The following is a 24,185-nucleotide window of genomic DNA, read 5'->3' as shown; positions in this document are numbered from 1 at the left end:
CCACCGCGCAACGTGACGGACATGAACCGGCGATCGCGCGCAGCAGTACGCTGACATCCCCATCCGCACGATCGGCTGAACGCCGCCGGAGCACGCCTGGGAGGCGCGAGCGCAGATGTCGTCCGGATCCGATGACGTTCCTGCCGTTGCTGTCCGCCGAGACGTGATCGGTCCGCCCGCCGACGCACCGTGCCGGTCGTGCCCGTATCGGCGTGATGTGCCGTCCGGTGTCTGGGACGTCAGCGAGTACGAGAAACTCGCCCACTACGACCGGGACACCGGGGATCAGCCCCAGGCGTGTTCCAATGCCACCTCACCGGCCAGAACAGCCGCACGGCCACCCCCTCACCTCTCGCCCGCGCGGATACCGGGCTCGCCCGGATCTGCGCCGGGTGGGCAGGCTGCCACGACGGCGACAACCTGCTCAGCCTCCGCATGGCCGTTCGTTCCGGTCTTATCAGCCCGGAGACCGCTCACCTCGCCGTCACCTACGTCTCTCCGGTCCCGTTGTGGGAATCCGGGGTCGCGGCGGCCGTGCACGGCCTCGCCTCGATCCTGGACCCGTCGGACGAGGCCCGCCGGGTGATCGACAAGCTCGTCCGGGTGTACGGCAAGGACAGCCGCCAGGAGCCCATCAGCACCCTCGCCGTCTCCACGGCTGGCGGCTCCCTGGGCGACCTGCGGGCCGTATCCGCGTCTCCCGCGGCGACTGCCGCTTCCCGGCGTCGGGCGGCGCGGTTCATCCATGGTTTCCTCGTCGACAGCGCCGGGTTCGACGCCGGCGAACCGGTGGTCGAGCAAGCGGCCGACCTCACCGATCGCCTTGCCGACGCTGGGCTGCTCGCCCGCCCGACTTCCACGCCACCGGAGCGGGACGCCACGACCGTGATCCGGGACTACATCGTCGAGTGCAGCGGCGAAGACCTCGGCCCTCTTCCACCGGTGACGCTGAGCAGCTGCGCTACATCCTTGCCAGCGCCGGGCTCCTCGGGGACGCCGTCTCACACTCCGTGCCGCTCACCCGCCCAGCGAGATGACCGGCCTGGGGTGCCGGGAAACGGCGCACCCGCCAGCAGCCGGGTTCCGTCAGCGCGGTACCAGGTTCACGCCGAAGGGTTCGGCTCCAGCCGCAGGCCACGCACACCCCGCACGACAGACTTCCCTGGTGCCTTGATCGCCAGGCGCCACCGGCGATCGTGGGCCGGTCCGGCGTCGATGCTCGTCGCCCCGGCCGGAGTCTCGAGCAGACAGCTTTGCCCCGCGTCGGCGACGCGATAGCCACGATGCCGGTACCACCGCATCACCGGCATATCCCCCGCGTCGCCCTTCGCGACGAACAACTCCACACCCCGCTCGCCCAGGAACCGCTCGGCATGGCCCAGCAACGCCGTTCCCGCGCCACCAACGCGGCAACCCGCCTCGACCGCCACGATCTCGATCTCCACGACCGACCGGCCCAGCCAGGCGCGTTGCTCTCCCCGGTGCGACAGGACGAAATCCACTGGTGTGCACGCATACAGAACACCGACGAGGCGACCGGATATCAGCGCGCCGAAGCACCAGCCTGTCATGCCCGGCAGATCAGGAAGCTCGATCCGACCGCCGGACCGATCGAGCGCGGCCCGCAGGTCATCGCCTTCGCCGAAGCCGGGTATTCCGGCGTCGGCCGCGATCGCCACGGCGGCCGCTCCTTCACCGGCGCGGAGCAACCGCACCGTTGTGTCCGCGTGCCGATCATCGACACCCGCGACAACACCATCGCCTGCGGCTGCGGATTGTGGGGACACAAGAGACTTCAATCGTGTCGGACGAGGCTAACGCGCCTCGGCCCTCCGTCCGGCGCCTACCTGGCACACTCGCTGCCCGCCCGCTGGTGCCGCCGACCGTCCCCGGACGCCACGCCTCGCGGCAGTACGCTTCCCCGCATGGTGGCAGCAGGGCAGCCGGGACACTCCGCTCACGAACTGTCGCGCGCGATCGCGGTCCGCACCGAATACTTCGCGACCGAGCAAGCCGTGCACAGCCTGCGGCAGGCGATCAAACTCGGCCACACCGCCGAGATCGTCGCCGGCGTGAGCACCGCGATCACCACGGTCGACCACCTCGCCACCCTGGCCCAGGTGCGCCCCGGCGACACCACATCCGTGGAGCTGCGGAACGTCGTGCTGCGATGTCAGGACGCCCTCGACCGCGCAGTCCATCAGGGCGACATCGACGGTGTCATCGGCCACGGCGAACTCGCCGGTGACGCCGTCATGAACTACGCGATCTACCTGAGCAACCCCTGACCACGCGGGAATTTCCCCACGCGACGCGCCGACGTCCGGCCAGCGACCGGGTCCTCATCGCCGGAACGTCCCACCCGCCCTGGACCACGAGAGCCGAATGCCTGAACACGAGCCCCGCCACGAACCTGCGGGACCGCCGGTGCCGCCGATTTCGGTGTTCCCGTCATCGTCGAGGTCATCCCTCTGGCGACGCACCTGATCGACCGCGGCATCCCGCTGAACACCAACCAGCTCGCTACCGCCCTCTACCGGGTACCCGGCGACGACATGCCGATCCTGCTCGACGCCCTGCACCGGCACCGGCTCATCACCGACCACGACCCCAGCGGCGTCATCGGGCACGCCTGGTCCAACGCCGAACGCCCCGACCTCACGATCAGCCGCGACCGCTGGCGGACACTGTTCACCGCCGCCGGCTACACCGACAACGGCCGCCGCGTCCCACGCCCCGCCCAACCGCTGCGCCTGTACCGGGGATCGGTCGCCGACCGCCGCACGGACTGGTCCTGGACCGACTCCCACCAGGTCCGCACGCACCTACGCCGCCGGCGGCTTCGGCGGCCGCCTCCCCGGTGCCCTCTGGACCGCCCTCGCCGCCCCCGACCGGCTACTCGCACACAACACCGACCGCGACGAAGCCGAGTACGTCATCGACACCGACGGCCTGCCTATCGGACCCGTAGTAAGCGGACATGTTCTCATCCACGGGATCCATTGAGCGCCCGGATGCTCCGCGCATCTCCGAGAGGCCCCCGTGTCCACTGCTTCGTCCCGTCAACGGTGGACAGGCTGATCCGGAAACGATGCCAGCGCAGCACCTTACCCACCGGCTCGGAGCGCTGAGGACCTGGCCGGGAACCCCGACGACAGCCTTCAGTATGCGGCAATTCTCGTGTGCGGCCAGGCGAGTCGCGCAGTGATCCTGTTCGACCAGTTCAAGCACAGCCCGCAGCCGTTGCGCAGACGTGCGGGAAGACACCCGCAGGGCCGTGCGAGGCGCCCAGCAGGAACTGCTGACCTGGTTACGTCGTGTCAGCGACTTCTCCCCACACCGCAGCAATTCAAGTATCCGAACATCGAGACCCTGGTGATGTCCCTCGGACGGTGGCTCACCCCCGCCGCGCTCCCTCCAGGTCGTCCCCGCGGCCCTATACGTGCCTGCTACACCAACGCGACCAGCCACAGCCGACGCCACGGCCTCCTCTACGTGGAGGGATCCGCGCTCGCCGACACCGGACCCGTCACCCCTCACGCCTGGTGCGCCCACCCTGACGGCACTGCCGAAGACCCGACCTGGAACGACCCCGGTCTCGCGTACCTCGGCATCGCTTTCACCCCTGAATACCTCGCGGAGTTCGAGGCCCGCCGCGGCACCGTCACCGTGCTCTTCGACCAGCACCTCGACGACATGCGCTTCCTACGCGAAGGCCTGCCCCAGGCCGCCATCGCCGACATCGGCGTTCCCCACACCATCTGATCACCGTCGGCCCTGCGGCTGCGGCCCGGCACGTCGCACCGGCGCAGCAGGTCACCGATCTGAAACGGCAGCTCGGTGAAGTCGTCCCACCTAGCGCTCTCGGCCGACGGCAGGGAACACCACAGTGCCCTCATGACAGCGCACGCCCGTTTGATGCGAGGCTACTCATCAGAAGCACGACTCCCGGAGGTAGGCAGTGGAGCTTCCCGGCCCTGATCCCGACAGGATGCGAGCGGGCACGCAACTGGAGGCGGCCTTGATTGTCGCTGCCGCCCCCGGCGGCGATGCCACCGCCGCGATCGACATCGCCGACCAGATGGTGAAACGCGGGCTGTCCACGACCGGTCGTGGGCAGCTGCTGGCCTCGTCCTTGATGGAGCTGTCCCACCAACGGCTCACGGCCACCGACGCGGCTCCGGATCCGTACGCGACGCTGGCACACCGACTCGTCGGCACCGGTGTGTGCACGCAATCCGAGCTCGAGACCGCCTTCATGGCGCGGGTGCTGACCGCCGGCGTGGACCAAGGCTGGCTGGACGCCGCCTTATATGACCGGTTGGCGGCCGCAGGGGGCAACGACCCATCGTTTCAGGCCCTGCTGGCAAAAATCGAGCGCCGGTGAACGCCGAAACCAAGCCCTGACTACGGTCCGTACTCCGCTACTCCGACCGGTTTGCCGCCGCTGACGCAAAGTGGCTGGCATACGCAGCCGCCGGATGTCAGGCACACAGCGCTGGAAGCCGTAATCCCTGCCGCACGTAGGCCGGCTCTGCAAGTACTCCGAGCCCTCAGCGCCACCACCGCCCCGCGAGACCTCGGCACGAGGCCTCATCCTGGACCCCGCCACGTTGAGCGATCACTTCCCGGTCCTGCTTACAAACGCTTCCGCGCGCCTCGTCCGCCCAGTTGGTCTGACACCAGGACGTCCGGCCGTGTAGCGCAGGATGGGCGTTGAGACCGCGGAACTGAACGACGAACGCAGCCAGACGCGGGTGGATCTCCAGCACGCAGCAGCACGTTACGAGGCCGCCGTCGTCGGACCGCCGATCGGTGGCTTTCCTCCGCGAAGACCTACCCCAAAACGCCTTCGCCGCCTCTCCCCAGCCGGATCCTGAACTGGCGCTTCTCCACTCACAGTGAACGCGTATCTGCCACATCCAACGTCAGACGGCCTGAGACGCTCTCAGCGAGGCGCACGCAGCGGGCTTGGCGCACCCCCTCGGCCACTACTTAGTCATTTAGAGGGAAATCTTGAATTCTTTCGCATCTGATTAGTGCAACCCCAGTCACGAAGGCGTTAATACACTAATTAATGTGTACACGTAGGCTTACGTATAAGCACTCCGCCGCAGGTGGACGCGATACCCCGACCGCGAGCAGGCCTCTGACCCGCAATTGCCTCGTCGGCTGTATGAGGCTTTCCGAATAGCTCAACTCGGCGACCCCGCCGAGGCCGCCTCCGATCGCCTTCGCTAGGGTTATCAGGTATCGGCAGATGTCGAGTGAGTTGTGTGGATTTCGATCTCCATCACGGCTGGTTCCGGGGGAATCAGCCTGTCCGGCTTGATTCCCAGGAGTGCCAGAGCCGGACTGGAAGGAGCACGATGAAGCAGGGCTCAGAGGACGACGCGGAGCGCCGTGAGAACGATCCGCGGCGTTACCCCACCAAGTGGCAGAAGCTCACCCGGTCGGGTTCCGTCGTCATCCTGGCAAATCAGCTGGTGGACTTCAGTGAAGCACTGATCCGGCTGATGAACCACTGAGGTCGGGTGGCCAGTCGTAGCAGGGCCGGCCACCTGACAGGTTCACCCGAAAGGGCTTCCTGTTTTACTGTTTTGACACCCAGCAATTCCGAGACTAGCTCACGCCGTGTGCACGTGGGTACGGACCCCGCCAGAAGAGCTCGTGCACAGGCCCAAGCGGGTGGACGTTCTCCTTCCAGCGGGCCGGTCTGTTCACCAGCAGTGTTCCCTGTTCGGTATCCGTGTCGAGGGCGCGTGATCGACCACGACGTATGCCTCACACCCATGGGGAGCCGTCTGCGGGAACTCACCAGACGGGGCCCTTCCTCTGAGAACTTCGGTACGTGTGCGACTGCCCGGACGTCACCCCGGCGACCACGAGCGTGGTCGTGACGCCAGGTTTACCGCACCACGTCCGCCGAACTCTTCTGCCGTACCCCCTGTAGACCAACGCTACCGACCATGCAGACTGACCAGCTATGTCGCCGCCGGCCGGGTGTCGGCTTGCTCGCACCGTCCGGAAATTCCGGCTTCCTGGGCTTTCATGTGTTCCTGCCGACGACACGATGTCCTGGGAAGAGAGACCATCGGGTATTTCGGCACGATGGTTCCTCTTTCATAAAGGGTAACAGTTTGTTACGTCCTGATCGGCAGTCGCCGATAGCGTTCCGTCCATGACTGAGCAAGCAAAGGCAACCCACCGATCATCGACGCCGTGCCTCTCAAGTCGTGAGGACGCGTGTGCGCGAGCCTGACGCCATCGAGCTCCGGCTGTCTCCGGGTCACGGGGATTGCAGCTCGTTCTGGCGTTTCGGAGCCGTTGTCAGCTCGCCGCTGCCGCCATGGTCGAGCTGTGGTGGCAACTGCGGGAACAGGTACGCGTTCAGCTGGTCGTGCTGGACTGGCGCAGCGGCGCGGCGCAGATGACGCATTTCTCACGCAGCAAAAGCTGGCGCGGACACCCCAGACCAGCCAAGCCACCCGGACATCTGGTGCGGACCTCTCGATGCCCCCTTGGGAACCCAACGCTCCGCCCACGACCTCAATCCTGGTCCTGCGCGGACAGTCGCCCATGCTCACCTAGGTCGTGGCAGCGGCTCCCGCCCGAGTTGGCAGGAACCGACACCCATGCCTGATCTGGCGATGGTGGCATCGATAGCTGGCGCCGGGACGGTACCCGCGGGGATCTGGTTCGTCATGCGCTACTCAGACCGGTTAGCGGCCGCCGCCGCGACATGGCTGGCGGCGCTGGACCGCCGAGCGGCACGCAAAGCCGCGCTGAAAACCACAACCCCGGCCGCCCGCAAACACGCACTGGAAGTCCTGGGCGCCCTGACCACGGCACCAGCCGCGGCAGAGCGCTCACCAGCCGAACATTCGAACCAGGTGTCAGGCATCGACCAGGTCACATCTCCGTCGGCGCGCTCCAGATGATCAACAGCTCGCCGCAGCCCAGTTCTCTCCCGTGTTCAGCCCGGCCACATCGTCCACGGCGCACCATCGCGACTGCTCCCCCGTCCGCGACAGTGCCACGCGAACAGCTTGCGCTGGCCAGGCGGTCTCCCGCTCCGCGAGGGTTCGGTAGTGCGTGTAGCGGTCGTTGACGATCTGGGTGGTGTGGATCAGGGTTCCTTCTTCGCGGCGGAGGGTGGGTGTGGTGCTGCCGCGGTGGGAGAGCCAGTCGAAGCTGGTGGTGCGTGCCAGGCGGGGGGTGGGTCATGAGGACGGGATGCGAAAGTCGTCCCGCTCGTCGCCCCGACCTCTCAGTGAGGTGGACGCTGTGACCGTGATCGCCGAACCGTGGTTCTCCCCTGCCTGGCCATTCCAGTATCCCGGACAACGGCGCAACAGTCGTGTGGGGTCCCTCCACCGGCGCTCCCCGCCCCGCAGGCACGAGGACACGAAACCTCGCCGCGGGCGACAACGGACCGGGTTCGGCCGGGAGGTTCAGCACCGTCCAAAGCGGATCCGCACCGACCGGATCGCGTGCTCACTCCGGACAGCCGGATCTGCCCGAGCCCAGGCGTGCCGTGATCGCCCTTCGACAGGGGAAGCAACCTTGTAGTTCCCTGTCGAAGGTCGATCACGGCACACGTGGGCTAGTGCTTCTTGTGGTATGCCTCAACGACTTCGGATGGGATCCGCCCGCGATCAGACACACTAAACCCGTTTTTCCGGGCCCAAGCGCGGATAGCCTGGTTCTGCTCACGATCCACCGGCGTGGCCACCTTGACCGCACGGGAGCCCGCGACCGGCGGCGGGCCGAGTTTGGCGGTGCGCTTGCGACCACCGGCCCGACGGCCGTGCTCGACGAACTGCGCGAGAGCGTCACGGAGCTCTCCGGCGTTCCCTCCGGAGAGGTCGATCTGGTAGTTCACGCCGTCGAGGCCGAACTCGACGGTCTCTTCCGCTTCCGTGCCGTCAATGTCGTCGACAAGACTGACCGACACCTTCTGTGCCACGCTATGCCCTCCAGAGATAGGAATACTGAATCACTGAATACTACGTACTCGCATTCGAACCTACACCACCACACCACGAGCATTCCGATTATTCGGGTGCCCGAGCTCAACGTCTGTGAACGCAGCATCGACCCCTGCGGTCTGATCGATTAGGCCGACCGCACGGGCACATCGGGATCCACGTTCGAGGGTTCCCACCAACAGCGAGCTCCGCAGCGATGAACCGCACTGACATCCCGCATTCTGACCCGAATTAGCGCCACCTCTTAGGGCTGCGATCCACGTACCTGGCCGGGGCCCTGCCGGTTACGGGAGGTCGCGGCCATCACCTCTGAACCTGGCATGGGCAGTGTTCGCGCTGCCGGTCCCTTTCGGGGTTTACCCGGCCGCGTTGTCTGCGCCAAGCAGGGCGAACCACTTTGCGATCGAGGCCTTGTAGCCGGCGGGCATCACCAGATCGGGCACCTCGTCGGCAGTGAATTCGCCGACGCGCTTGTGTTCATGGCTTACCACTGGTGCGGCATCGGTGGTGGCGCGGCAGCCGTAGGTCACGATGAACACGTCCTTGTCCGCCACCTCGATGTGATACATCCACGAATCGAGGACATCCACGACATCGACGCCGATCCGGGTTTCCTCGTAGATTTCGCGGGCGACGCACTCCTCAGGGGACTCGCCGAGTTCGATGCGGCCGCCGGGCAGTTCCCATTCGCCACGTTCGTTGTGCAGCAGCAGCACACGGCCCGAGCGCACGACGACGCCTTTGATGGAGACGGGATAGTGAGGCATCGTCGGCAGATCTCCCTGTGCACGGAGCGGACGAGGTGGTCAGCACCCTAGCAGCCGTACCGGAGGACCGGACCGCCGACGACCTGTCAGTCGCAGGATCTGCCGAGTCCGAAGCACCCACCTTCGCCTGGTAATCGGCACCCGCGCACCAGGCCATACCGGTGTGTAGTGCGGCGCCTTGCTCGTGGAAGGCGTTGTTCCACGATGCGTCTGCGTCGGCCGGCTGTGTCCATAGTGGACGTCACTCGCGTCGTGCCGCAGTGTCGGGCGAGTGCCCGCGGCCGGATTCGCGGCCTGTGGAAGGATCGGCGTCAGAAGCGCGGCCGCCATACCGGATCACAGTCGGGTCCTCCGACAGGTTGAGAAATAGCGGGTTTGACAATGGGCAAGAACACCTCGGCACGGGCCGGTATCCAGCACCACGACCGGCAGGCGCAACGGCCGTTTCGGCTGCTCGTCACCGGCGGCGGGACGGGCGGGCACACCTATCCCGCGCTGACGGCCCTGCGGACGCTGCAGGAACGGCTGTCGGATCGGGGCCGGACGGTGGAGGTGTTGTGGGTCGGGAACGCTGCCGGTCTGGAGGCACGCGTCACCGCGGCGGAAGGAATTCCTTTCCAGGCCGTCGCCACGGGCAAGATCCGGCGTGCGCGCAACCCGCTGAAGATGCTGTCGCGCGCGAATCTGACGGATATGGCCCGAGTTCCATGGGGTGTGTTGCAGGCACGGTCGGCGGTCGCCCGTTTCCGGCCTGATGTTGTGCTGGCGACCGGTGGCTATGTCGCGGTGCCCGTCGGGGTGGCGGCCCGGGTGTGCGGGCGGCCGCTGGTCGTTCATGAGCAGACGCTGCGGCTGGGTTTGGCGAACCGGGTGCTGGCGCCGTTCGCGGCCAGGGTGGCGGTGTCGTCGGAGTCGACCCTGTCACTGCTGTCGGGCTCGGCTCGCGAGCGCGCTGTCGCGACGGGAAACCCGGTGCGGGCGGAGGTTCTCGCCGGTGATGCCGACCGGGCGGTGGACACGCTGGGCCTGCAGGGTTTCGACCGCGCGCGACCGACGGTGTACGTGACCGGCGGCGCGCAGGGCGCCAACCAGATCAACGAGCTAGTCGGCGCGATCCTGCCGTGGCTACTCGAGCACGCCAACGTCGTGCACCAGTGCGGCCCTGCCTCCCTCGACGCCCAGCGGGAACACACAACCGCGCTGCCGCCGAGTCTGGCTGCCCGGTACCTGCCTGTCGGGTTCGTCGGCCCGGAACTGCCCGACCTGTTCGCGCTGGCCGATGTCGTGATCTCCCGCAGCGGAGCGGGGACCATCGCCGAGCTGACCGCGCTGGGCACGGCGTCGGTGCTGATACCGCTGGCGTCCTCGGCCGGTGGCGAGCAGGCACACAACGCGCGGCATCTCGCCGAGCAGGGTGCCGCGACCGCGCTGCTCGCCACCGAGGTCACCGCAGCGGACCTGCGGGACGCAGTGGAACCGCTGCTGACCGATCCGCAGCGGCGGCGTGCGATGGCCGATCGTGCGCGCGTGCTGGGACGGCCGGACGCCGCTGACCGGCTCGTCGATGTCATCCTGGACGCCGCCGGCGAAGGACGCTGAGCGGCGTCGTCACCGTGTCGCGGTGGTCCTGGTCCAGCCGTCACGGTCGCCGAGCAGGTGACTGTCGCTGCGGTAGTGGGTGGTCGCGCTTGCCTCGTCCTGGGTTCTCGGCGTGAGGGTGTCGAGCCGGGGCAGCGTGTCGGTGATGAGCCGCCGCCCGTGGTCCATGGCCCGGTCCCAGACGTCGGCGACCTCGTCGATGTCCGGCCAGATGGAGAACACGACTTCCGCGAGGATGGGTCCGGAGTCGATGCCCTCGTCGATGACGTGGATGGTGATCCCGGCCAGGGTGTCGCGGTTGTGCAGGGCCCAGTTCACCGGGCGGGCGCCGCGGTAGGCAGGGAGCCGGCCTGGGTGGCAGTTGATGATGTGGCGTGTGGCGTCGATCAGGCTGGGGCCGATGATCTTGTCGTAGAGGACGCTGAAGACCAGGTCGCACCGTCCTGGTTCGAGGTCGCGCCAGTCACCGGACCGCAGCACGCGGGTGTCCGGCCAGTTCTGTTCGACGCATCCGGACAGCGAGATATCCCAGTCAGGTTCCGGTGCGGTGGGGATCACGGTGTCCAGGACGGTGCCAGGCAGCGCTGCGATCACCGCGCAGGCGTGCACCGCGAGACTCCCCTTTCCGAGGACGGCGGCACGGCGCACCGTCACCGGCGTGCCACCATTCCTGACGGCTGCTGGTCCAGGTCCTGGTCGTTCCCGGCCGCGCTCGCCGATGCGCGGCCGGCGGCGAGGCGGAGTGCTCGGCGCAGGGCCGCGGCGACGGTGTACACGTCGTTCTCGGTCATGTCGGGATGGAAGGGCAGGTTCAGGATCCGTGGCCAGACCGATTCCGACTGTGGCAGCGGCGTAGCCCATGGGGTGAACGCGGGCTGGCGGTGGTTGAGCGGGTAGTGCACGCCCACGGCGATGTCGGCGGCACGCAGGCGCGTGTGGACCTCGTCCCGCAGGGGCGCGGGAAGCAGGACCGTGCAGTTGAAGGGCACCGTGTTGGCGACGTCGAGGTCGACGAGGGTGACGTCGCCGATGCCGTGGAGCGCGGTCGCGTAGGTGGACCAGAGGGTTCGGCGGCGTGACTCCATCTCCGGGAAACGAGAAAGCTGGACGCGGCCGATCGCGGCGTGAAGTGTGGACAGGTGGTAGCGGAACCCAGGGCCCTCCACGGCGTAGGTCAGTGCATGACCCCGTTGGATCCGCGAGCCAGTGATGCCCAGGGCCCGCATCCGGTGCAGGACCGTCGCCTCGCTGGGATCGCGCGGGATGACGGCGCCGCCGTCTCCGCAGGTGAGTGCTTTGATCGCGTCGAAGCTGAAACAGGTCAGGTCACCGGTGGCGCCGACGCGCCGGTCTCCGGCGAAGGAGCCGAAGGCGTGCGCCGCGTCCTCTACGATGGCGATGCCCTGGGCGGTGAGGTCGTCGCGCAGGCTGGTGAGGTCGATGGCGCGGCCGCCGTAGAGGACCGGCATGACGGCGCGGGTGGCCGGGGTGATGCCGGCGCGGATGTGGTCGGCGGTGGTGCACAGGGTCGCCGGGTCGACGTCGACGAACCGCGGCCGCGCCCCGGTAGCGGTGATGGCCTGGACGCTGGCGCAGAAGGTCAGCGACGGCACCACCACTTCATCCCCCGGCCCGACACCCACGGCCAGGAGTGCCAGGTGCAGCGCCGCGGTGCCGGTCGAGACCGCGACCACGTCCGGAACATCCAGATAGGCGGCGAGGTCGCGTTCGAAGGCCTCGGTTTCAGTGCCGTGCCCGTACTGGCCGCTCTCCAGGACACGGGCGATGGCGGTGAGCTCGTCGCCGTAAAGGAACGGGCGGGCGTTGGCGCGGGGCCCGCTGGGCGCGGTCACGACCGTCATGCGCCCACCGCCGTCAGCTCCGCGCCCTCCGCCTGTGTACCAGGCCAGCGGTCGACGTTGCCGCGATACCAGTGGACGGTCTCGGCCAGCCCGGACGCCAGGTCCCGCAGGGGCTGGAATCCGAGACCGGCGATCTTGCTCCAGTCCATGCAGTAGCGGATGTCGTTGGCGGTGCGGTCCGGAACGGTGGTCACCGAGTCCCAGCCCGCCCCGACGATCCGCAGGAGGCGGCCGGTCAGTTCCAGGGTGGTGAGGTCGGTTCCGCCGCCGATGTTGTAGATCTGCCCGGGGACACCGCGGCGCAGCACCAGCTCGATCGCCCGGCAGTGGTCCTCGACATGCAGCCAGTTCCGCAGATGCTGACCGTGACCATGCACGGTGACCGGTTCGCCGGTGAGAAGCCGGCGCAGGAACAGCGGAATCAGCTTCTCCGGGTGCTGGCGCGGACCGTAATTGTTGGAACTGCGGGTGACGCACACCGGCACACCGAAACTGGCGAAGTAGGACAGGGCCATCAGGTCGCTGGCCGCCTTGCTCGCCGCATACGGGACCGTGGGCCGCAGCGGTGCGTCCTCGCGGGCCGCGCCGGTCGCCATCGGACCGTAGACCTCGTCGGTGGACACGTGCACGAACTTCCGGACACCGGAGCGCATCGCTGCGTCGAGCAGGGTCTGCGTGCCCATCGTGTTCGTGCTCACCGAGTTCCCGACATCGCACAGGGAACGGTCCACATGAGACTCCGCCGCCAGATGCACGACCGCGGAATGTCCCGGCATCAACTCGCCGACCAGGCCGGCGTCGCGGATGTCGCCTTCGACGAACCGCAGCTTCGGCGAGTCCAGGGCAGCGGCGAGGTTCCGCCGGTCGCCGGCGTAGGTGAGACAGTCCACGACGGTCACCTCGTCGATCTCGTCAGTCTGGATGAGACGGTCGACCAGATGCGAGCCGATGAATCCGGCACCGCCCGTCACGAGCACCCTGTGCATGATCAATCCAATCTGTCTCGACGCCATCAACCGGATTCTGCTTGTGCTGCAAACGTTTCAGGTTTGTCAGAGCGTGAAGACGGGCAGCAGCCCGGCCTGCTCCGCGTCGGCCAGCGACGGTGCGGCCTGATCCTTCGCCGATCGGGTCACGGTGACCTTGTCCGGCCACGTGATTCCGAGATCCGGGTCGAGGGCCTGGACCCGGACCTCGCGGGCCGGGTCGTGCGGCCGGGACAGCAGATACATCAGCATCGACGTGCCGGTCAGCGATAGGAACGCATGCCCGAGGCCCTTGTCCAGGTACAGCGAGACGTCGTGGTCCTCGTCCAGCTGTTCCTGGTGCCAGTGGCCGAATGTCGGGGAACCGGCCCGCAGGTCGACCACGACGTCCAGTACCGCTCCTCGTGCGCACGTCACGTATTTGGCCTGTCCGGGTGTCCCGGTAGCGACGCTGATCCCGCGCAGCACGGCCCGATGCGACACCGACCAGTTCACCTGCCGCGGCCGCCAGCCACCACACGTCTCCGCATACGTGGCGTCGTCTCGATACCACTCGCGGAAACTCCCCCGTTCGTCCACGTGGCGAAGGTTCTCGATCCTCCAGGCGCCGGGGATCGGTAGCGCGGTGACGCAGGCGGGCATGTCTGGATGTCCTCCTTCACGAGCGTGGGAGTGGCACGGTCATGCGGCGATGGCGATGCCCGTGGTCGATTCCGGGCGCGGGTGGTCTCTGCGCGGAGCGACGGCTGGAATGTCGAGCGTCCCCCGCACCGCGACGATCTCGTCACCGACCAGGACCTCGTGCGGCCGCGTCCCCAGCCACTCTGCACAGGGTTCGCAGACGTCGAAGCCGTTCCCGCGGTCATGGAAGCTTGCCGGGCCGATCAGGTCCGACAGATGAGCGAGGCGGTAGTCGAACACGTGATTGCACACCGGATGGACCTGAAAATAGCCCTGGTGCGCCAGATCGGCGGCGAGATAGACGTGGCGGCGCCCGTCGCCACCGTAGAACCTGATCACCACCCGAACCCGCCCGGCACCATTGATCATCGTCGCGTCCTCCCCCGCTCGCCGTCGTGGTGTTGCAGGTACGACACCGCGAACCCCCGGTGTGCCACTAGAGTGAGCCGCGACTCACGGTGCGTTCACGCACACTCACGGTTCGCGGACAGGTGGAGGCGGCAATGACGACGGGCGTTCCCGACAGCACGGGCGCCACCGCACCGGGAACCGCGGCGAACGTGTTCGCCGGTGAACTGGAACGCTGGCGCGACGTGCGCGGGCACTCCCGCACCGCCTTGGCCAAAGCGATGGGCTACGACCGCTCGTACGTGTCCAAGGTGCTCTCCGGAACCGAACGCCCTTCCGAGGCCTTCGCCCGCCAGGCCGAGTCCGCGCTACGCGCCGGAGGTGCCCTGCTCGCCGCCTTCCGCGACGTCGACGCCCAGCGCACGACCCGCACACGCCCCGCCCCACCACCGGCCACGGCCACCAGCGCGGCCGCGGGCACAGCAGGGCTGGTGGTCGATCACGACGACGCCACCCTCCGCTACGACGACGGCGTCTATCGGCTCACCCAGCGACGGCACCTGGTCAACCATGGCACCGAGCCGATCACCAGCTACCTGATCCGCATCTCCGTCGACCGCTTCCCCGGCGACCCGGAACGCTCCAACCAGCTCTACAGCGAGGACCCGCTCACCTGGGGCGAGATCGGTCTGCACGCGTGGCACGGCCGCTCCCGCGCCACCTCGATGGCCTGGACCGTCCACCACGACCGCGACGCGTTCAAAGAAGTCTGGCTGCTCTTCGAAGGCGACCACGGCCACTTCCCCCTCTATCCAGGGGAATCCTGCTGGATCGAATACGAATACACCGTCGCTGAACACCATTGGGGCAACTGGTTCCAGCGCGCCGTCCGGCTCCCTACCCGCACCCTGTCGGTGCGCCTGGACTTCCCCGCCGACCTCTCCCCCGCCGTCTGGGGCCTCCACACCTCCATGACCGCCCAGGCCTTGCCCTTCGCCACCGCCATCGACCGAGACGACACCGGCGACCGGCACCGCTTCTCCTGGGCCTGCGAAAACCCGCCCCTGCACGCCCGGTACCGCCTCGAATGGAACTTCCGCGGTCGTGTCGCCCCGGCCGACGACCCGCCGCCGCGGCCCAGCGAGGTCATGGCGTCCCTCGGCATCGTGCAGGACGTCGATCCCGCTCTGCGCCGCGTCGCCCGCCGGTTCGACCTGCCCGCCGAGGCCGAGGACGCCCGTCGCGTCGTGACCGCGCTGAACTCCGCCTGTGAGCGGGTCGCCCAAGCCCACACCTTTGGCAAAGGCATGGGCATCGCCGCCCCGCAGATCGGCATCGACCGCGCCGCCGCGATCGTCCGCACACCGGACGGCGAGGCCATCACCCTGTTCAACCCCACCATCATCGAGGCCAGCGGCTACGTCGACGAACAGTACGAAGGCTGCCTGTCCTTCTTCGACGTCCGCGGCCACGTCCCCCGCCCGCATGTGATCCACGTCGAGCACACCACCATCGACGGGACCACGAAAATCACCGTATTCGAACGCGGTGTCGCCCGTCTGGTCGCCCACGAAATCGACCACCTCCACGGCACGCTCTACACCGACCACATGCGAACCGGGGTCGACCCAATCCCCGTCGAGCAGTACCGCGGCACCGGCACCACCTGGAAATACTGATCCCCCTGGTGACCGATTCTCATCTGTTCCCACGGTGGGCGATGCCAGGCCTCACGTGAAGCCAAGAAAGGAAGGGAGTGTGACGAACCCTCCACGGGCCCAGACCCGCACGATTATCGTGGTTGACGTTGTGGGGATGGCCGTCCCAGACGGAAGCCAGTTCGGCCGTCTACCCATCCGCCAAGGCGTGTACGAAGTGCTGAGGACCGCGTTCGACGAGAGTGGCATCGACTTCGGCGCAGCCAGCACCGAGGATCGCGGCGACGGTGTGCTGATCCTGTTATCACTCGACACGCCCAGAAATCTCGTCGCCGACCAGCTGCCGGAGCGTCTCGCTGTCGGCCTCCGCCGCTACAACAGCACGCGAACCCCGCGGGCACAGATGAGACTGCGCGTGAGTGTGAACTTCGGCGAGGTCCTGAATGACGGTCACGGCTGGATCGGTGAGGCCACCGATATCGCCTTTCGCCAGCTGGATGCGGCAAGTGTCAAGGAAACGTTCATCGAATACCCTAGTCTGATCGCTGTTATCGCGTCGGAGCGGTACTTCGACGAGGTCATCGCTCATGACCCAGGGCTGCTGCCCGAGCTGTATAGACCGATCGAGGTGTCGGTGAAGTCGTTCGCGGGTACCGCCTACGTCCTGATGATCGGCGCAATCTCCACCCCGGCCTCCGATGCCGTGTCCATGGCGGACGGCCCGGTATCGGAGCTGCTCTCGGCCTCAGATCTGGCTTCGGATCTGGATGTGTTGCGCAGCTATCTGCGTTCACTGAATGTCCCTCATTTGGCGATCATGACCCACCGCGCGCTCGGTCCGGCAGTCCCCCTGCCCTCATTTGATCATGTCGCAAATCCATGGGACGTCGTTCAGTTGCTCACTGACTTCGATGCGGGCCCGGACGGGATTCCTCCGGTCATCACGTTCCTTCGACTTCTAGCAGAGGAGCTCGATGATCGAACCAGCGTTCTCATCGACGAATGGGTCAGTGAGCACGCCCGACGTCTTCGGCTGGAACCCATCCTGAAATCGTCGCCCCTTGACCAGGTTACGACCTCTGAGCAGCCCGTTCCAGTTCACCCTGCTCCCGAGACCAACGTTGATTGGGCCAGCGATGCCCCTGCCCTCGACGATCGTCTCAGCCGAGCGTCGCTGGCCGATGTCCTCGCCGCCCAGCTGCGCGATGTACGCGGAAGGGCTCCTTCGACCTCGTTCCTCATTCACCTGGACGGAGCCTGGGGAACCGGCAAAAGCACCCTGCTGAACTTCCTTCAGATCCGCCTCGAGGACGAGTTCACGATCGTCCGGTTCGACGCCTGGCGCCAATCGCGTCTCGGACCGCCCTGGTGGGCGCTGCTGTGCGCGACCCGCGAAGCCGTCGCCCGCGAACGCGGTGTCGTCTCCAGGGCCGCGCTCCGCGCCGCCGAAGCAGGGGTGCGGGCCCGGCGAGTCGGCGCGGGCGTCACACTGTCCCTCTTCTTGATCGCTCTTTTGGTCGCCGGGCTCGCCGTCTTCCTGTTACCGCGTGTCGCGGGAGGAGACGCGCTCGCCACCCTCGCCAAAGCCGTGACCGCCGTCGTCGCCACCCTGGCGACACTGTGGGCCGGCGCCCGCCTCGTCGGCCGGACACTGCTGTGGGACACCGTCCGCGGAGCCCGCCTGTTCGAGCAATCCATCCCCAACCCCATGGATCAGGTCGCCGCCCACTTCGACTGGATGCTGAGCAAAGCCCGCAAACCCGTCGTGTTCTTCATCGATGACCTCGACCGCTGCCAGAGCAGCTATGTGGTGGACCTCCTCGACGCGGTCCAGACCCTGATCCGCGACACTCCGACACCGACGACGACCGAGCATCCAGCCGCGTACTTCGTCGCCGCCGCCGACGGAGCCTGGCTCCGCAAAAGCTACGAAGACGCCTTCCCCACATTCCTGGGCTCGGTCTCCACCCCCGGCTACTCCCTGGGCTACCTGTTCCTGGACAAACTGTTCCAGCTGACCGTCCCCATCCCGATGCCCAGCACCCGAGCCCGCACGACCTACCTCGGGCACCTGCTCAACATCACCGACCCCCACCGCGACGGAACCCTCGACCAGGAAGTCACAGCCGGCAAGACCGCCCTCGCCGACGCCAGCGGCGAATCCGAGATCCTGGACATCGTCAAGGCCGCCACCCCCGCCGCGCGAGACCAGCTCGCCAGAGACGCCGCCCTCGCCCTCACCACGCCACAGAACCGCGCCCGCGCAGACCACAGCCTGCGGAAGTTCCTTCCGCTGCTGCACCCCAACCCGCGCAACATCAAGAAGTTCCTCAACACCTACAGCATTCTGCGGTCGGTGCGCACCCTCGAGCAGAACACCGTCCCCTCCGACGTACTCGCCCTCTGGACCATCATTCGTGTGCGATGGCCCTCGATCGCCGACCACCTCGAAACCAACCCCGACGCGATCCGCGGACTCATCGAACCCCTCTGGGCCTCCGAATGCCTCCCGGAGGAGCTCTGCGACCTGGCCACTGACCCCGAACTCCGCGCCGTGATCCTGCATCCTGAGGGCGGGCCCCTGACCGCCGACCTCATCCGGCAATGCTCAGGAACCGAATGGCAGTAGGCCTCCACACCCTGTCCCCCGCCCCGAGCGTGCCCGCGACGCCTAGTGACAACGGCCCAAGAACGACAACCATCCGCACAGTCGAGGACACCATCGCGGCTCACCCCAGGAGGCAGCTGTGATACCTACGGCCCAGAACCGTGTCCTCGACCGGACAGCAACCCCAGGCAGAGCCTGCTACCGCGAGGATGCCCGCCGTTCCCACGGTGAGTCGATCAGCCGCTGCTCGTCGTCCCGACCACCAGCGTGGCGGTCCTACCAGGCAACCGCCCGGCCACTTCTCCTCTGTACGCCGCAGCCAGAGCTGCCACCATCGCGTACGAAGTTTCTTCGCTAAGCCGAGGTCGCGCCGGGCCGTCAGCAAGAAGTCCTTCTGGGCCTCGCCGAGGCGGAGCATACTCGCGTGACGCGTGGCGCCACCGCCTCGCGCACCGCCACCTTGTACAGTCCTTGCTTCCCCGACGCGCCCGCGTCGTTGAGGACGAGGTGCCGGTTACGTCTACCGCAGCCGGGAGAAACCCCAGCGCCCCATACAACGACGCGACGCCCCGAACAGCCGAAAGCGTCCCGTGCCGATCACAGGCACCGACATCCGCACCGCCGTCAACGCCTACCTCGACCACCACCCCGACGTGGCCGCAGCCCTGGCCGAACCGCTTGCCCAGCTCGACCACGGCACCGGATTCGCATCACGACGCACCTTCCCCATGCACGTCACCGTCGGCGCGCTCCTGGTCCGCCGCAACACCCACATCCTGCTCATCGACCACCGCGCGTACCGAATCAAGCTCCAACCCGGCGGCCACCTCGAACCAACCGACACCAGCCTCGCCGAAGCGGCGCTGCGCGAACTGACCGAAGAAACCAGTGTCGACCCCACCAAGATCTCCCTGGCCTCGACGATCCCCACTTACATCGAGTACGGCGCGGTCCCCGCCCGGCCCGCCAAACACGAGCCACCCCACTTCCATCTCGACATCGGCTACACCGTCACCACCACAGACGCCAAGATCCGGCAGCTACAAGAAGCCGAAGTCAACGGTGCCTCCTGGCACGCTCTCACCGACGCCCAACAGCACCTCGGGGCCCGCATCGCCCGAGCCATGAATACTCCTTCCCGGATCAACTAACCCTTGGCACGAACTTCCGTCTTGTGCCACACCTACTCGCCCGCACCGCTGGCTGCCCAGTCAGACCGGTAGCCAGGATGGCAGCGGTGGCACCACGTCACCGGGTACGTGCGACACGCTGAGGGTGCTCGCCGGTGAGTTCCCGACCGAGTCGATCCAGACAGCTGAAGGACGTCCTCACCATCGCCGTCGCAGCTGCCCAGACGCAGGCGAAACCTGCCCCGGCGGCTGAGTTGCGAAATCGGACGGCCCCTTGATGTGGCCCCACCTCGTTCGAGTGTTTCTGCTGGTCGAGGGGTGTGCTCGGTGGCGAGGACGGCGTGGTGAGCTGACGTGAGCCCGGCCCGGTGGTGACGGTGATGTGGGCGCTGGTTGAGGTGTTCATCGGGTTCGCGGGCCGACCGGTCGCGATGGTCCGCCGCGAGCTGGAGGATGCCTGCGAAATCTGGGATTGCCGACTGGACGAGGACACGTTGGACGCGTTCGCGGCCGAGATCGCGGCGGGTGAGCGAGTCGAGATCGACGCGGGAACGATCCGCGTCCCGCTGGCCGGCCGGTCGAGGCGGACTGGCGGGACGCGCCGTTCTGACGGGCGTGTTCAGCTGGCCGGGAGGCCGCCGGTGTGATCAGGCAGTTGGCGCAGGGCGGAGCGACGACTCGAGTGTGGTGAAGACGCGGCCGTCGGCGAGCCGGAACTCGATGTAGTCGGGCTTGCAGGAGGCGGTCACCGTGGCGGGTGTGCCTTCACGCAGGCCGAGTTCGGGTTCGTCGTCGAGAAACACGACCTGGTCACCAACGTTCATGCCGTCATGATGCCAGCAAGGCAAGGTGGTCGGCGAGTTAGCTGGCTCGGCTGGTGCGACGGCGTTTGGTGGTGCGCAGCCGGAAAGATTCGGTGCTGGTCTCGATGATCGACGCGTCGAACGTGAGCCGGTCGACGATCGCGGCGCAGAGCCGCGGATCGGTGAAGGTGCGAGCCCACTCGCTGAACGCGGAGTTGCTCGCGATCGCGACGCTGGAACGTTCCTCCTGCGGGTTGTCGTCCTCGAGCGCGAAGGCGGCGATATTGCCCATGCATTGGGCCAGGCTGACGCGCGCCTCCGGCTGGTCGTCACCAAGCGCTCGATAGCTGTTTTCAGCTCGCCGGGCGATGGCGAGCGCGCGATCAGCCTGCCCAGTTCGCTCAGGCCGCAGCGCTTACACGGTGCCCGCCTCGAGGGCCCGCTGGTCGCGAGCCCGGACTTCGGCCCCCTCCGCGGCCGCGACGCGGACCTCGTCCACCTGCCTGCGCAGATCCTGCAGATGCGCATCGAGCCACCCCGACAACAGGTACGCCCAAACGTGCCGGGGCGACCTCGCCAACCCCGTCGTCGCACGCTCACGGACCGCCAGGCCGCCACCTACAGATTCTGCGCCGATATGCAGCCTGTGCCGACGGGCAGGGTAGCCCGTTTGGCCTTGTGCTCGCGCTGTCCGAAGTTGCCTGGAGGCCGCCAGGGGAATTACCGTGATGGAAGGCTGACGGCAAGCGTGATCTACGGCGACACAGTTCCGCTCGGGGGCGCCATCCGCGCGTGGCTGGGCCGAGGCTGCACTCAACCGGCGCGAACTGGCGCAAGCGACATCGCGGGCGAATTTTTTTGTGACTCCGCGATTCTGTCATGCCCTGACGTTCTGCGGACATCGTCCACAACGGACAGTGACGTTGTGGGCTCGTGGTCTAGTGCTGGCGTACAGCGACTCATTACGTTGTCACGAAAGGGAGGTCGTGCGGAAGAACCAGGCTAGGACCTGAGCGCGCTGCACCACGCCATCGACAACAACCCATCCCATCGCAACATATGACGATGTGGACCACACTAGGCCACTTCAGGCTCAGGTCATAGGTACAGCCTTTAGGCCAGGCCGAAGCGAACTAACCGCCCCCTGTCGTCCTCTCGGCCGGGTTGTGTGCCGAGCCAACCTGCGAACGCAGTGAGTGCATAGGGATGGCCGGTGGCGATGTAGTCTCGATAGACCCGCTCGGTGTCATCCTCTCGACCGGGCTGTGCTGCCAGCCACTCGGCGAACTCGCTGTACGCATCGGGGTCGCCGGTGGCGATCGCGTCCTGGTAGACCCGTTCAGTCTCTTTCTCGCGGCCGGGCTGTTTGGCCAGCCATCCAGCGTACGAGGTGAAGGCCTCGAGGTCGCCGGAAGCGATGTAATCGCGATGAACACGCTCGATGTCGTCCTCACGGCCCGGCTGCTCCCCCAGCCAAAACAGGAACGAACTGAAAGCGTGGCGGTGGCCGGCAGCGATCGCGTCTCGGAAGGTCCCCTCGATCTCCACATCGCGACCAGGCTGCTCCTCCAGCCACAGAGCGAACCACGCAAGCGCGCCAAAGTGGCCGGCCGCGATAGCACTCCGGTGTGCCCGCTCAGCGTCGCCCTCGCGGCCGGGTTGTTCGCGTATCCAACCGAGGAACGCCGTAAGCGCCATCAGGTCGCGTGCGGCGATAGCTTCCCGGTAAGCTTGCTCCGTCTCGTCCTCGCGGCCAGGCTGTCTCGACAGCCACACCACAAACCAGGTGCGCGTATCGGGAAGTCCGGTGGCAGCGGCCTCTCGATAGAAGTGCTCTGTTTCCGTCTCACGGCCAGGTTGCTCCTCCAGCCAACTGGCGAAGGCCCCGAGCGCGGAAGGGTCACCACCGGTAACGGCGTGCCAATAGGCCAGCTCAGTCTCGTCCTCGCGGTCCAACTGCTCCCTCAGCCAGCCAGCGAACTCGGTCCGCGCCCCTGGGGCGCCGGCGGCGATGGCCTCCTGGTACAGCTTTTCAGTCTCATCCTCGCGGCCAGGTTGACTCGACAGCCAGCGAGCAAACTCGACGAGGCAGTGAGGATGGCTCGTGACTACCGCGTCCCGGAAGGCCCGTTCCGCTTCCAGTTCCTGTCCCGGTCGCGCCGCGCGCCATCGAGCGAGTTCAGTGAGCGCCTCAGCGGTACCTGCGGATCGATAGAGCGCCTCCCCATGTTGGAAGTGGCCCCGACTAGTCGCAGCTCGCGCGAGTCTGGCGACGTCGGCGGTGTGCGTGGCGTGTCGACGCAGCGCGTCCCAGGCCGCGTCGGTGACGGGTCGGGTTCGGCGGGTGTGGCGGAGGTACTGCTCGAGATAGTCGGCCAGTTCGTAGGTGGCGTGCTCGGCGTCCGTGTCGCTGGAATCCACGTCATCGAGCGGGATGAGGGCTTGGACGCCTTGGGTGGAACGCAGGGCCTGCGTGGCGTGGGCGATCGCGGTGTCGAACCAGCCGGCGGGCGGGCTGGTCTGGCCACGTTCCTCCCTCCACAGGGCTGTGGCGATGTCGCGCAGCAAAGGCCGGGGCAGGGGGCTGGCGTGGCCGAGGCGTCGCCCGTCACCGGCGGCGTCCAGGACGAGCTGGTCCATGTGGTTCGGCGCGGTGAGGTAGTGCTGGAGGAGTTCATGCCCGCCCGCAAGGGTTTGGGCAAATCCGATCCTGTCGGGGTTGTCGAGGGCGGCTGCGAGGCGGTCGTCACTGGTACTGGCTACCAGGGCACGGGCTGTGTCGCGTTCAGAGCGGGTGAAGTCACGGGGAATGTCGTGCCAGCGCACCCACTGGTTGGCGGAGACAAGGAGGTCACGGTTGTCGCTGAGATCTTCATCAGAAGCCGTCGCGTCGCGGAGTTTCTCCGGCCACAACGTCGCCACCACGACCAGAGGCTGCCGGTGTCGGCGCTTCCCTGCGTCGCGATCGTCGCTGACAGCGAACAGGTCGCGCAGCACATCCAGCGACATTCCCGTCCCGTTGGGGCCGAGGAAGGTCTGCAGCTCGTTCAGCCACAGCACGCATCTCCGCCGGTGCAGCAGGCCGGACTTAACCAGGCCGCGAAGCGCCGCCGCCGACCGCGGGCGGATCACAGCCCAACCGGGCCCGAGAGCGTGAACGGCCTCGAACAGCGACCGGGTCTTCCCCGTCGACGGCCCGCCGCGCAACGCGATCATCGCCGCCAGCTCACCGCGGGCCGCGGCCCTGAGATCCGCGTTCAACAGCGCGTCATGGTCCCGAAGCACATACGAGGGAGGCGATGAGGGCTCATTCGTGGTGGTACCGAGACCGTGGCCGCGGCGGATCGCGGGGTGCACAGTCGCCTCGGCGGGCGTGAACTGCTTCACCTCCCACACCGTGCAGTCGGCCTCGGTCGCCTCCACCGCCCAGTCCACTGTCGCCAGATCAGGCATGCGGGACCTGCTGAGCCGATTCAGACGTAGCACCTCATCGCGTTCCTCCGTGGTGACGTGGAGGGTGGTGAGCAGCAGGTCGAGGATGTTCTCTGAACGCCGATGACCGGGCTTGGCGATGTAGTTCTCGGCCGTTCCCCGGCTACACGACGATAACTCGGCGAGTTTCTCGTAGGTCAGGCCGGAGCGGTCCTTGTACCCGGTCAGGAGCGCGCAGAGTTCTTGACCGGCAAGGAGGTCCGACTGCACCATCACCCTAGTTTCCCACCGAAGCTGCCACGGCCGGCCTCGGCACCCAC

General features: G+C 67.2%; 23 protein-coding genes and 2 pseudogenes. 12 read left to right on the top strand and 13 right to left on the bottom strand.

The annotated features are described in order from the left end of the window. Window positions 1-115 precede the first annotated feature (115 nt). Together AMYAL_RS51105 and AMYAL_RS51100 are read left to right on the top strand one after the other, a co-directional pair. Window positions 116-304 (top strand): annotated as a pseudogene (locus tag AMYAL_RS51105) (DUF6283 family protein); the annotation flags it as partial. After that, window positions 298-522 (top strand): annotated as a pseudogene (locus AMYAL_RS51100) (DUF6283 family protein); the annotation flags it as partial. The pseudogenes AMYAL_RS51105 and AMYAL_RS51100, both read left to right, overlap by 7 nt. Here the strand turns inward: AMYAL_RS51100 and AMYAL_RS49430 are convergent. Then, on the bottom strand, window positions 489-656 hold the full coding sequence (locus AMYAL_RS49430) for a hypothetical protein (RefSeq protein ID WP_157358222.1): 168 nt from the start codon (window positions 654-656) through the stop codon (window positions 489-491). The pseudogene AMYAL_RS51100 and the gene AMYAL_RS49430 overlap by 34 nt on opposite strands. A gap of 447 nt (window positions 657-1,103) precedes the next feature. Next, window positions 1,104-1,679 carry a GNAT family N-acetyltransferase gene (locus AMYAL_RS0129860; RefSeq protein WP_143267893.1) on the bottom strand — a complete coding sequence of 192 codons (576 nt, stop codon included), beginning with the start codon at window positions 1,677-1,679 and terminating at the stop codon, window positions 1,104-1,106. A 246-nt stretch (window positions 1,680-1,925) separates the two neighbouring features. Here AMYAL_RS0129860 and AMYAL_RS0129855 point away from each other — a divergent pair, with 246 nt between their 5' ends. From AMYAL_RS0129855 to AMYAL_RS49420, 5 genes are all read left to right on the top strand, one after another. Next, the gene (locus AMYAL_RS0129855) at window positions 1,926-2,288 is read left to right on the top strand and encodes a hypothetical protein (RefSeq protein WP_020634951.1); all 363 of its coding nucleotides are present in this window, start codon (window positions 1,926-1,928) and stop codon (window positions 2,286-2,288) included. Between the two features lie 1,207 nt (window positions 2,289-3,495). Continuing rightward, entirely contained in the window at window positions 3,496-3,765 is a 270-nt protein-coding gene (locus tag AMYAL_RS46450; protein WP_020634948.1) for a hypothetical protein, read from the top strand. A gap of 196 nt (window positions 3,766-3,961) precedes the next feature. Further along, window positions 3,962-4,387: a hypothetical protein gene (locus AMYAL_RS0129835; RefSeq protein ID WP_020634947.1), complete on the top strand. Its 426-nt coding sequence runs from the start codon at window positions 3,962-3,964 to the stop codon at window positions 4,385-4,387. A gap of 982 nt (window positions 4,388-5,369) precedes the next feature. Beyond that, window positions 5,370-5,528, top strand: coding sequence for a hypothetical protein (locus AMYAL_RS49425; protein ID WP_020634946.1), 159 nt, complete (start codon window positions 5,370-5,372; stop codon window positions 5,526-5,528). A gap of 1,107 nt (window positions 5,529-6,635) precedes the next feature. Beyond that, a complete protein-coding gene (locus AMYAL_RS49420; RefSeq protein WP_143267891.1) occupies window positions 6,636-6,941 on the top strand; it encodes a hypothetical protein in 306 nt (101 codons plus the stop codon). 665 nt (window positions 6,942-7,606) lie between these two features. Here AMYAL_RS49420 and AMYAL_RS0129825 read toward each other — a convergent pair. Beyond that, entirely contained in the window at window positions 7,607-7,969 is a 363-nt protein-coding gene (locus AMYAL_RS0129825; RefSeq protein WP_020634945.1) for a histone-like nucleoid-structuring protein Lsr2, read from the bottom strand. Between the two features lie 378 nt (window positions 7,970-8,347). Then, window positions 8,348-8,758 carry an NUDIX hydrolase gene (locus tag AMYAL_RS0129820; protein WP_020634944.1) on the bottom strand — a complete coding sequence of 137 codons (411 nt, stop codon included), beginning with the start codon at window positions 8,756-8,758 and terminating at the stop codon, window positions 8,348-8,350. A 381-nt stretch (window positions 8,759-9,139) separates the two neighbouring features. On the opposite strand from AMYAL_RS0129820, the gene AMYAL_RS0129815 reads away from it, so the two are divergent. Continuing rightward, window positions 9,140-10,357, top strand: coding sequence for a UDP-N-acetylglucosamine--N-acetylmuramyl-(pentapeptide) pyrophosphoryl-undecaprenol N-acetylglucosamine transferase (locus AMYAL_RS0129815; protein ID WP_020634943.1), 1,218 nt, complete (start codon window positions 9,140-9,142; stop codon window positions 10,355-10,357). A 9-nt stretch (window positions 10,358-10,366) separates the two neighbouring features. On the opposite strand, the gene AMYAL_RS0129810 is transcribed toward AMYAL_RS0129815, so the two are convergent. The 5 genes from AMYAL_RS0129810 to AMYAL_RS0129790 form a co-directional block, all read right to left on the bottom strand. Beyond that, on the bottom strand, window positions 10,367-11,011 hold the full coding sequence (locus AMYAL_RS0129810; protein ID WP_020634942.1) for a formyl transferase: 645 nt from the start codon (window positions 11,009-11,011) through the stop codon (window positions 10,367-10,369). Continuing rightward, window positions 11,008-12,219, bottom strand: coding sequence for a DegT/DnrJ/EryC1/StrS family aminotransferase (locus AMYAL_RS0129805; RefSeq protein ID WP_020634941.1), 1,212 nt, complete (start codon window positions 12,217-12,219; stop codon window positions 11,008-11,010). Before AMYAL_RS0129805 ends, AMYAL_RS0129810 begins: the two co-directional genes overlap by 4 nt. Further along, window positions 12,216-13,205, bottom strand: a complete 990-nt coding sequence (locus AMYAL_RS0129800) for a dTDP-glucose 4,6-dehydratase (RefSeq protein WP_051137715.1) — start codon at window positions 13,203-13,205, stop codon at window positions 12,216-12,218. Before AMYAL_RS0129800 ends, AMYAL_RS0129805 begins: the two co-directional genes overlap by 4 nt. A gap of 66 nt (window positions 13,206-13,271) precedes the next feature. Beyond that, window positions 13,272-13,847 carry a dTDP-4-dehydrorhamnose 3,5-epimerase family protein gene (locus AMYAL_RS0129795; RefSeq protein WP_020634939.1) on the bottom strand — a complete coding sequence of 192 codons (576 nt, stop codon included), beginning with the start codon at window positions 13,845-13,847 and terminating at the stop codon, window positions 13,272-13,274. Between the two features lie 39 nt (window positions 13,848-13,886). Continuing rightward, entirely contained in the window at window positions 13,887-14,255 is a 369-nt protein-coding gene (locus AMYAL_RS0129790; protein ID WP_143267890.1) for a hypothetical protein, read from the bottom strand. 134 nt (window positions 14,256-14,389) lie between these two features. Here AMYAL_RS0129790 and AMYAL_RS0129785 point away from each other — a divergent pair, with 134 nt between their 5' ends. The 4 genes from AMYAL_RS0129785 (at window position 14,390) to AMYAL_RS0129770 (ending at window position 20,277) form a co-directional block, all read left to right on the top strand. After that, window positions 14,390-15,913, top strand: a complete 1,524-nt coding sequence (locus tag AMYAL_RS0129785; protein WP_020634937.1) for a peptide deformylase — start codon at window positions 14,390-14,392, stop codon at window positions 15,911-15,913. 136 nt (window positions 15,914-16,049) lie between these two features. Beyond that, window positions 16,050-18,521: a P-loop NTPase fold protein gene (locus AMYAL_RS47875; RefSeq protein WP_084702176.1), complete on the top strand. Its 2,472-nt coding sequence runs from the start codon at window positions 16,050-16,052 to the stop codon at window positions 18,519-18,521. A gap of 569 nt (window positions 18,522-19,090) precedes the next feature. Further along, a complete protein-coding gene (locus AMYAL_RS0129775; RefSeq protein WP_020634935.1) occupies window positions 19,091-19,651 on the top strand; it encodes an NUDIX hydrolase in 561 nt (186 codons plus the stop codon). Window positions 19,652-20,010: 359 nt separating this feature from the next. After that, on the top strand, window positions 20,011-20,277 hold the full coding sequence (locus AMYAL_RS0129770; RefSeq protein WP_143267889.1) for a hypothetical protein: 267 nt from the start codon (window positions 20,011-20,013) through the stop codon (window positions 20,275-20,277). Here the strand turns inward: AMYAL_RS0129770 and AMYAL_RS49415 are convergent, their stop codons facing one another. From AMYAL_RS49415 to AMYAL_RS0129750, 4 genes are all read right to left on the bottom strand, one after another. Next, window positions 20,278-20,454 carry a hypothetical protein gene (locus AMYAL_RS49415; protein WP_020634933.1) on the bottom strand — a complete coding sequence of 59 codons (177 nt, stop codon included), beginning with the start codon at window positions 20,452-20,454 and terminating at the stop codon, window positions 20,278-20,280. A 37-nt stretch (window positions 20,455-20,491) separates the two neighbouring features. After that, the gene (locus AMYAL_RS0129760; RefSeq protein ID WP_020634932.1) at window positions 20,492-20,725 is read right to left on the bottom strand and encodes an ATP-binding protein; all 234 of its coding nucleotides are present in this window, start codon (window positions 20,723-20,725) and stop codon (window positions 20,492-20,494) included. A gap of 123 nt (window positions 20,726-20,848) precedes the next feature. After that, complete coding sequence (locus tag AMYAL_RS50850; RefSeq protein ID WP_280632811.1) at window positions 20,849-20,977, bottom strand: hypothetical protein; 129 nt, start codon at window positions 20,975-20,977, stop codon at window positions 20,849-20,851. Window positions 20,978-21,546: 569 nt separating this feature from the next. Then, complete coding sequence (locus tag AMYAL_RS0129750; RefSeq protein ID WP_020634930.1) at window positions 21,547-24,138, bottom strand: hypothetical protein; 2,592 nt, start codon at window positions 24,136-24,138, stop codon at window positions 21,547-21,549. Window positions 24,139-24,185: the final 47 nt, after the last annotated feature.

This window comes from Amycolatopsis alba DSM 44262, assembly GCF_000384215.1.
GTDB lineage: Bacteria > Actinomycetota > Actinomycetes > Mycobacteriales > Pseudonocardiaceae > Amycolatopsis > Amycolatopsis alba.
The sequence above is the reverse complement of the archived record's forward strand: the minus strand, read 5'-3'. Positions and strand labels throughout refer to the sequence as shown.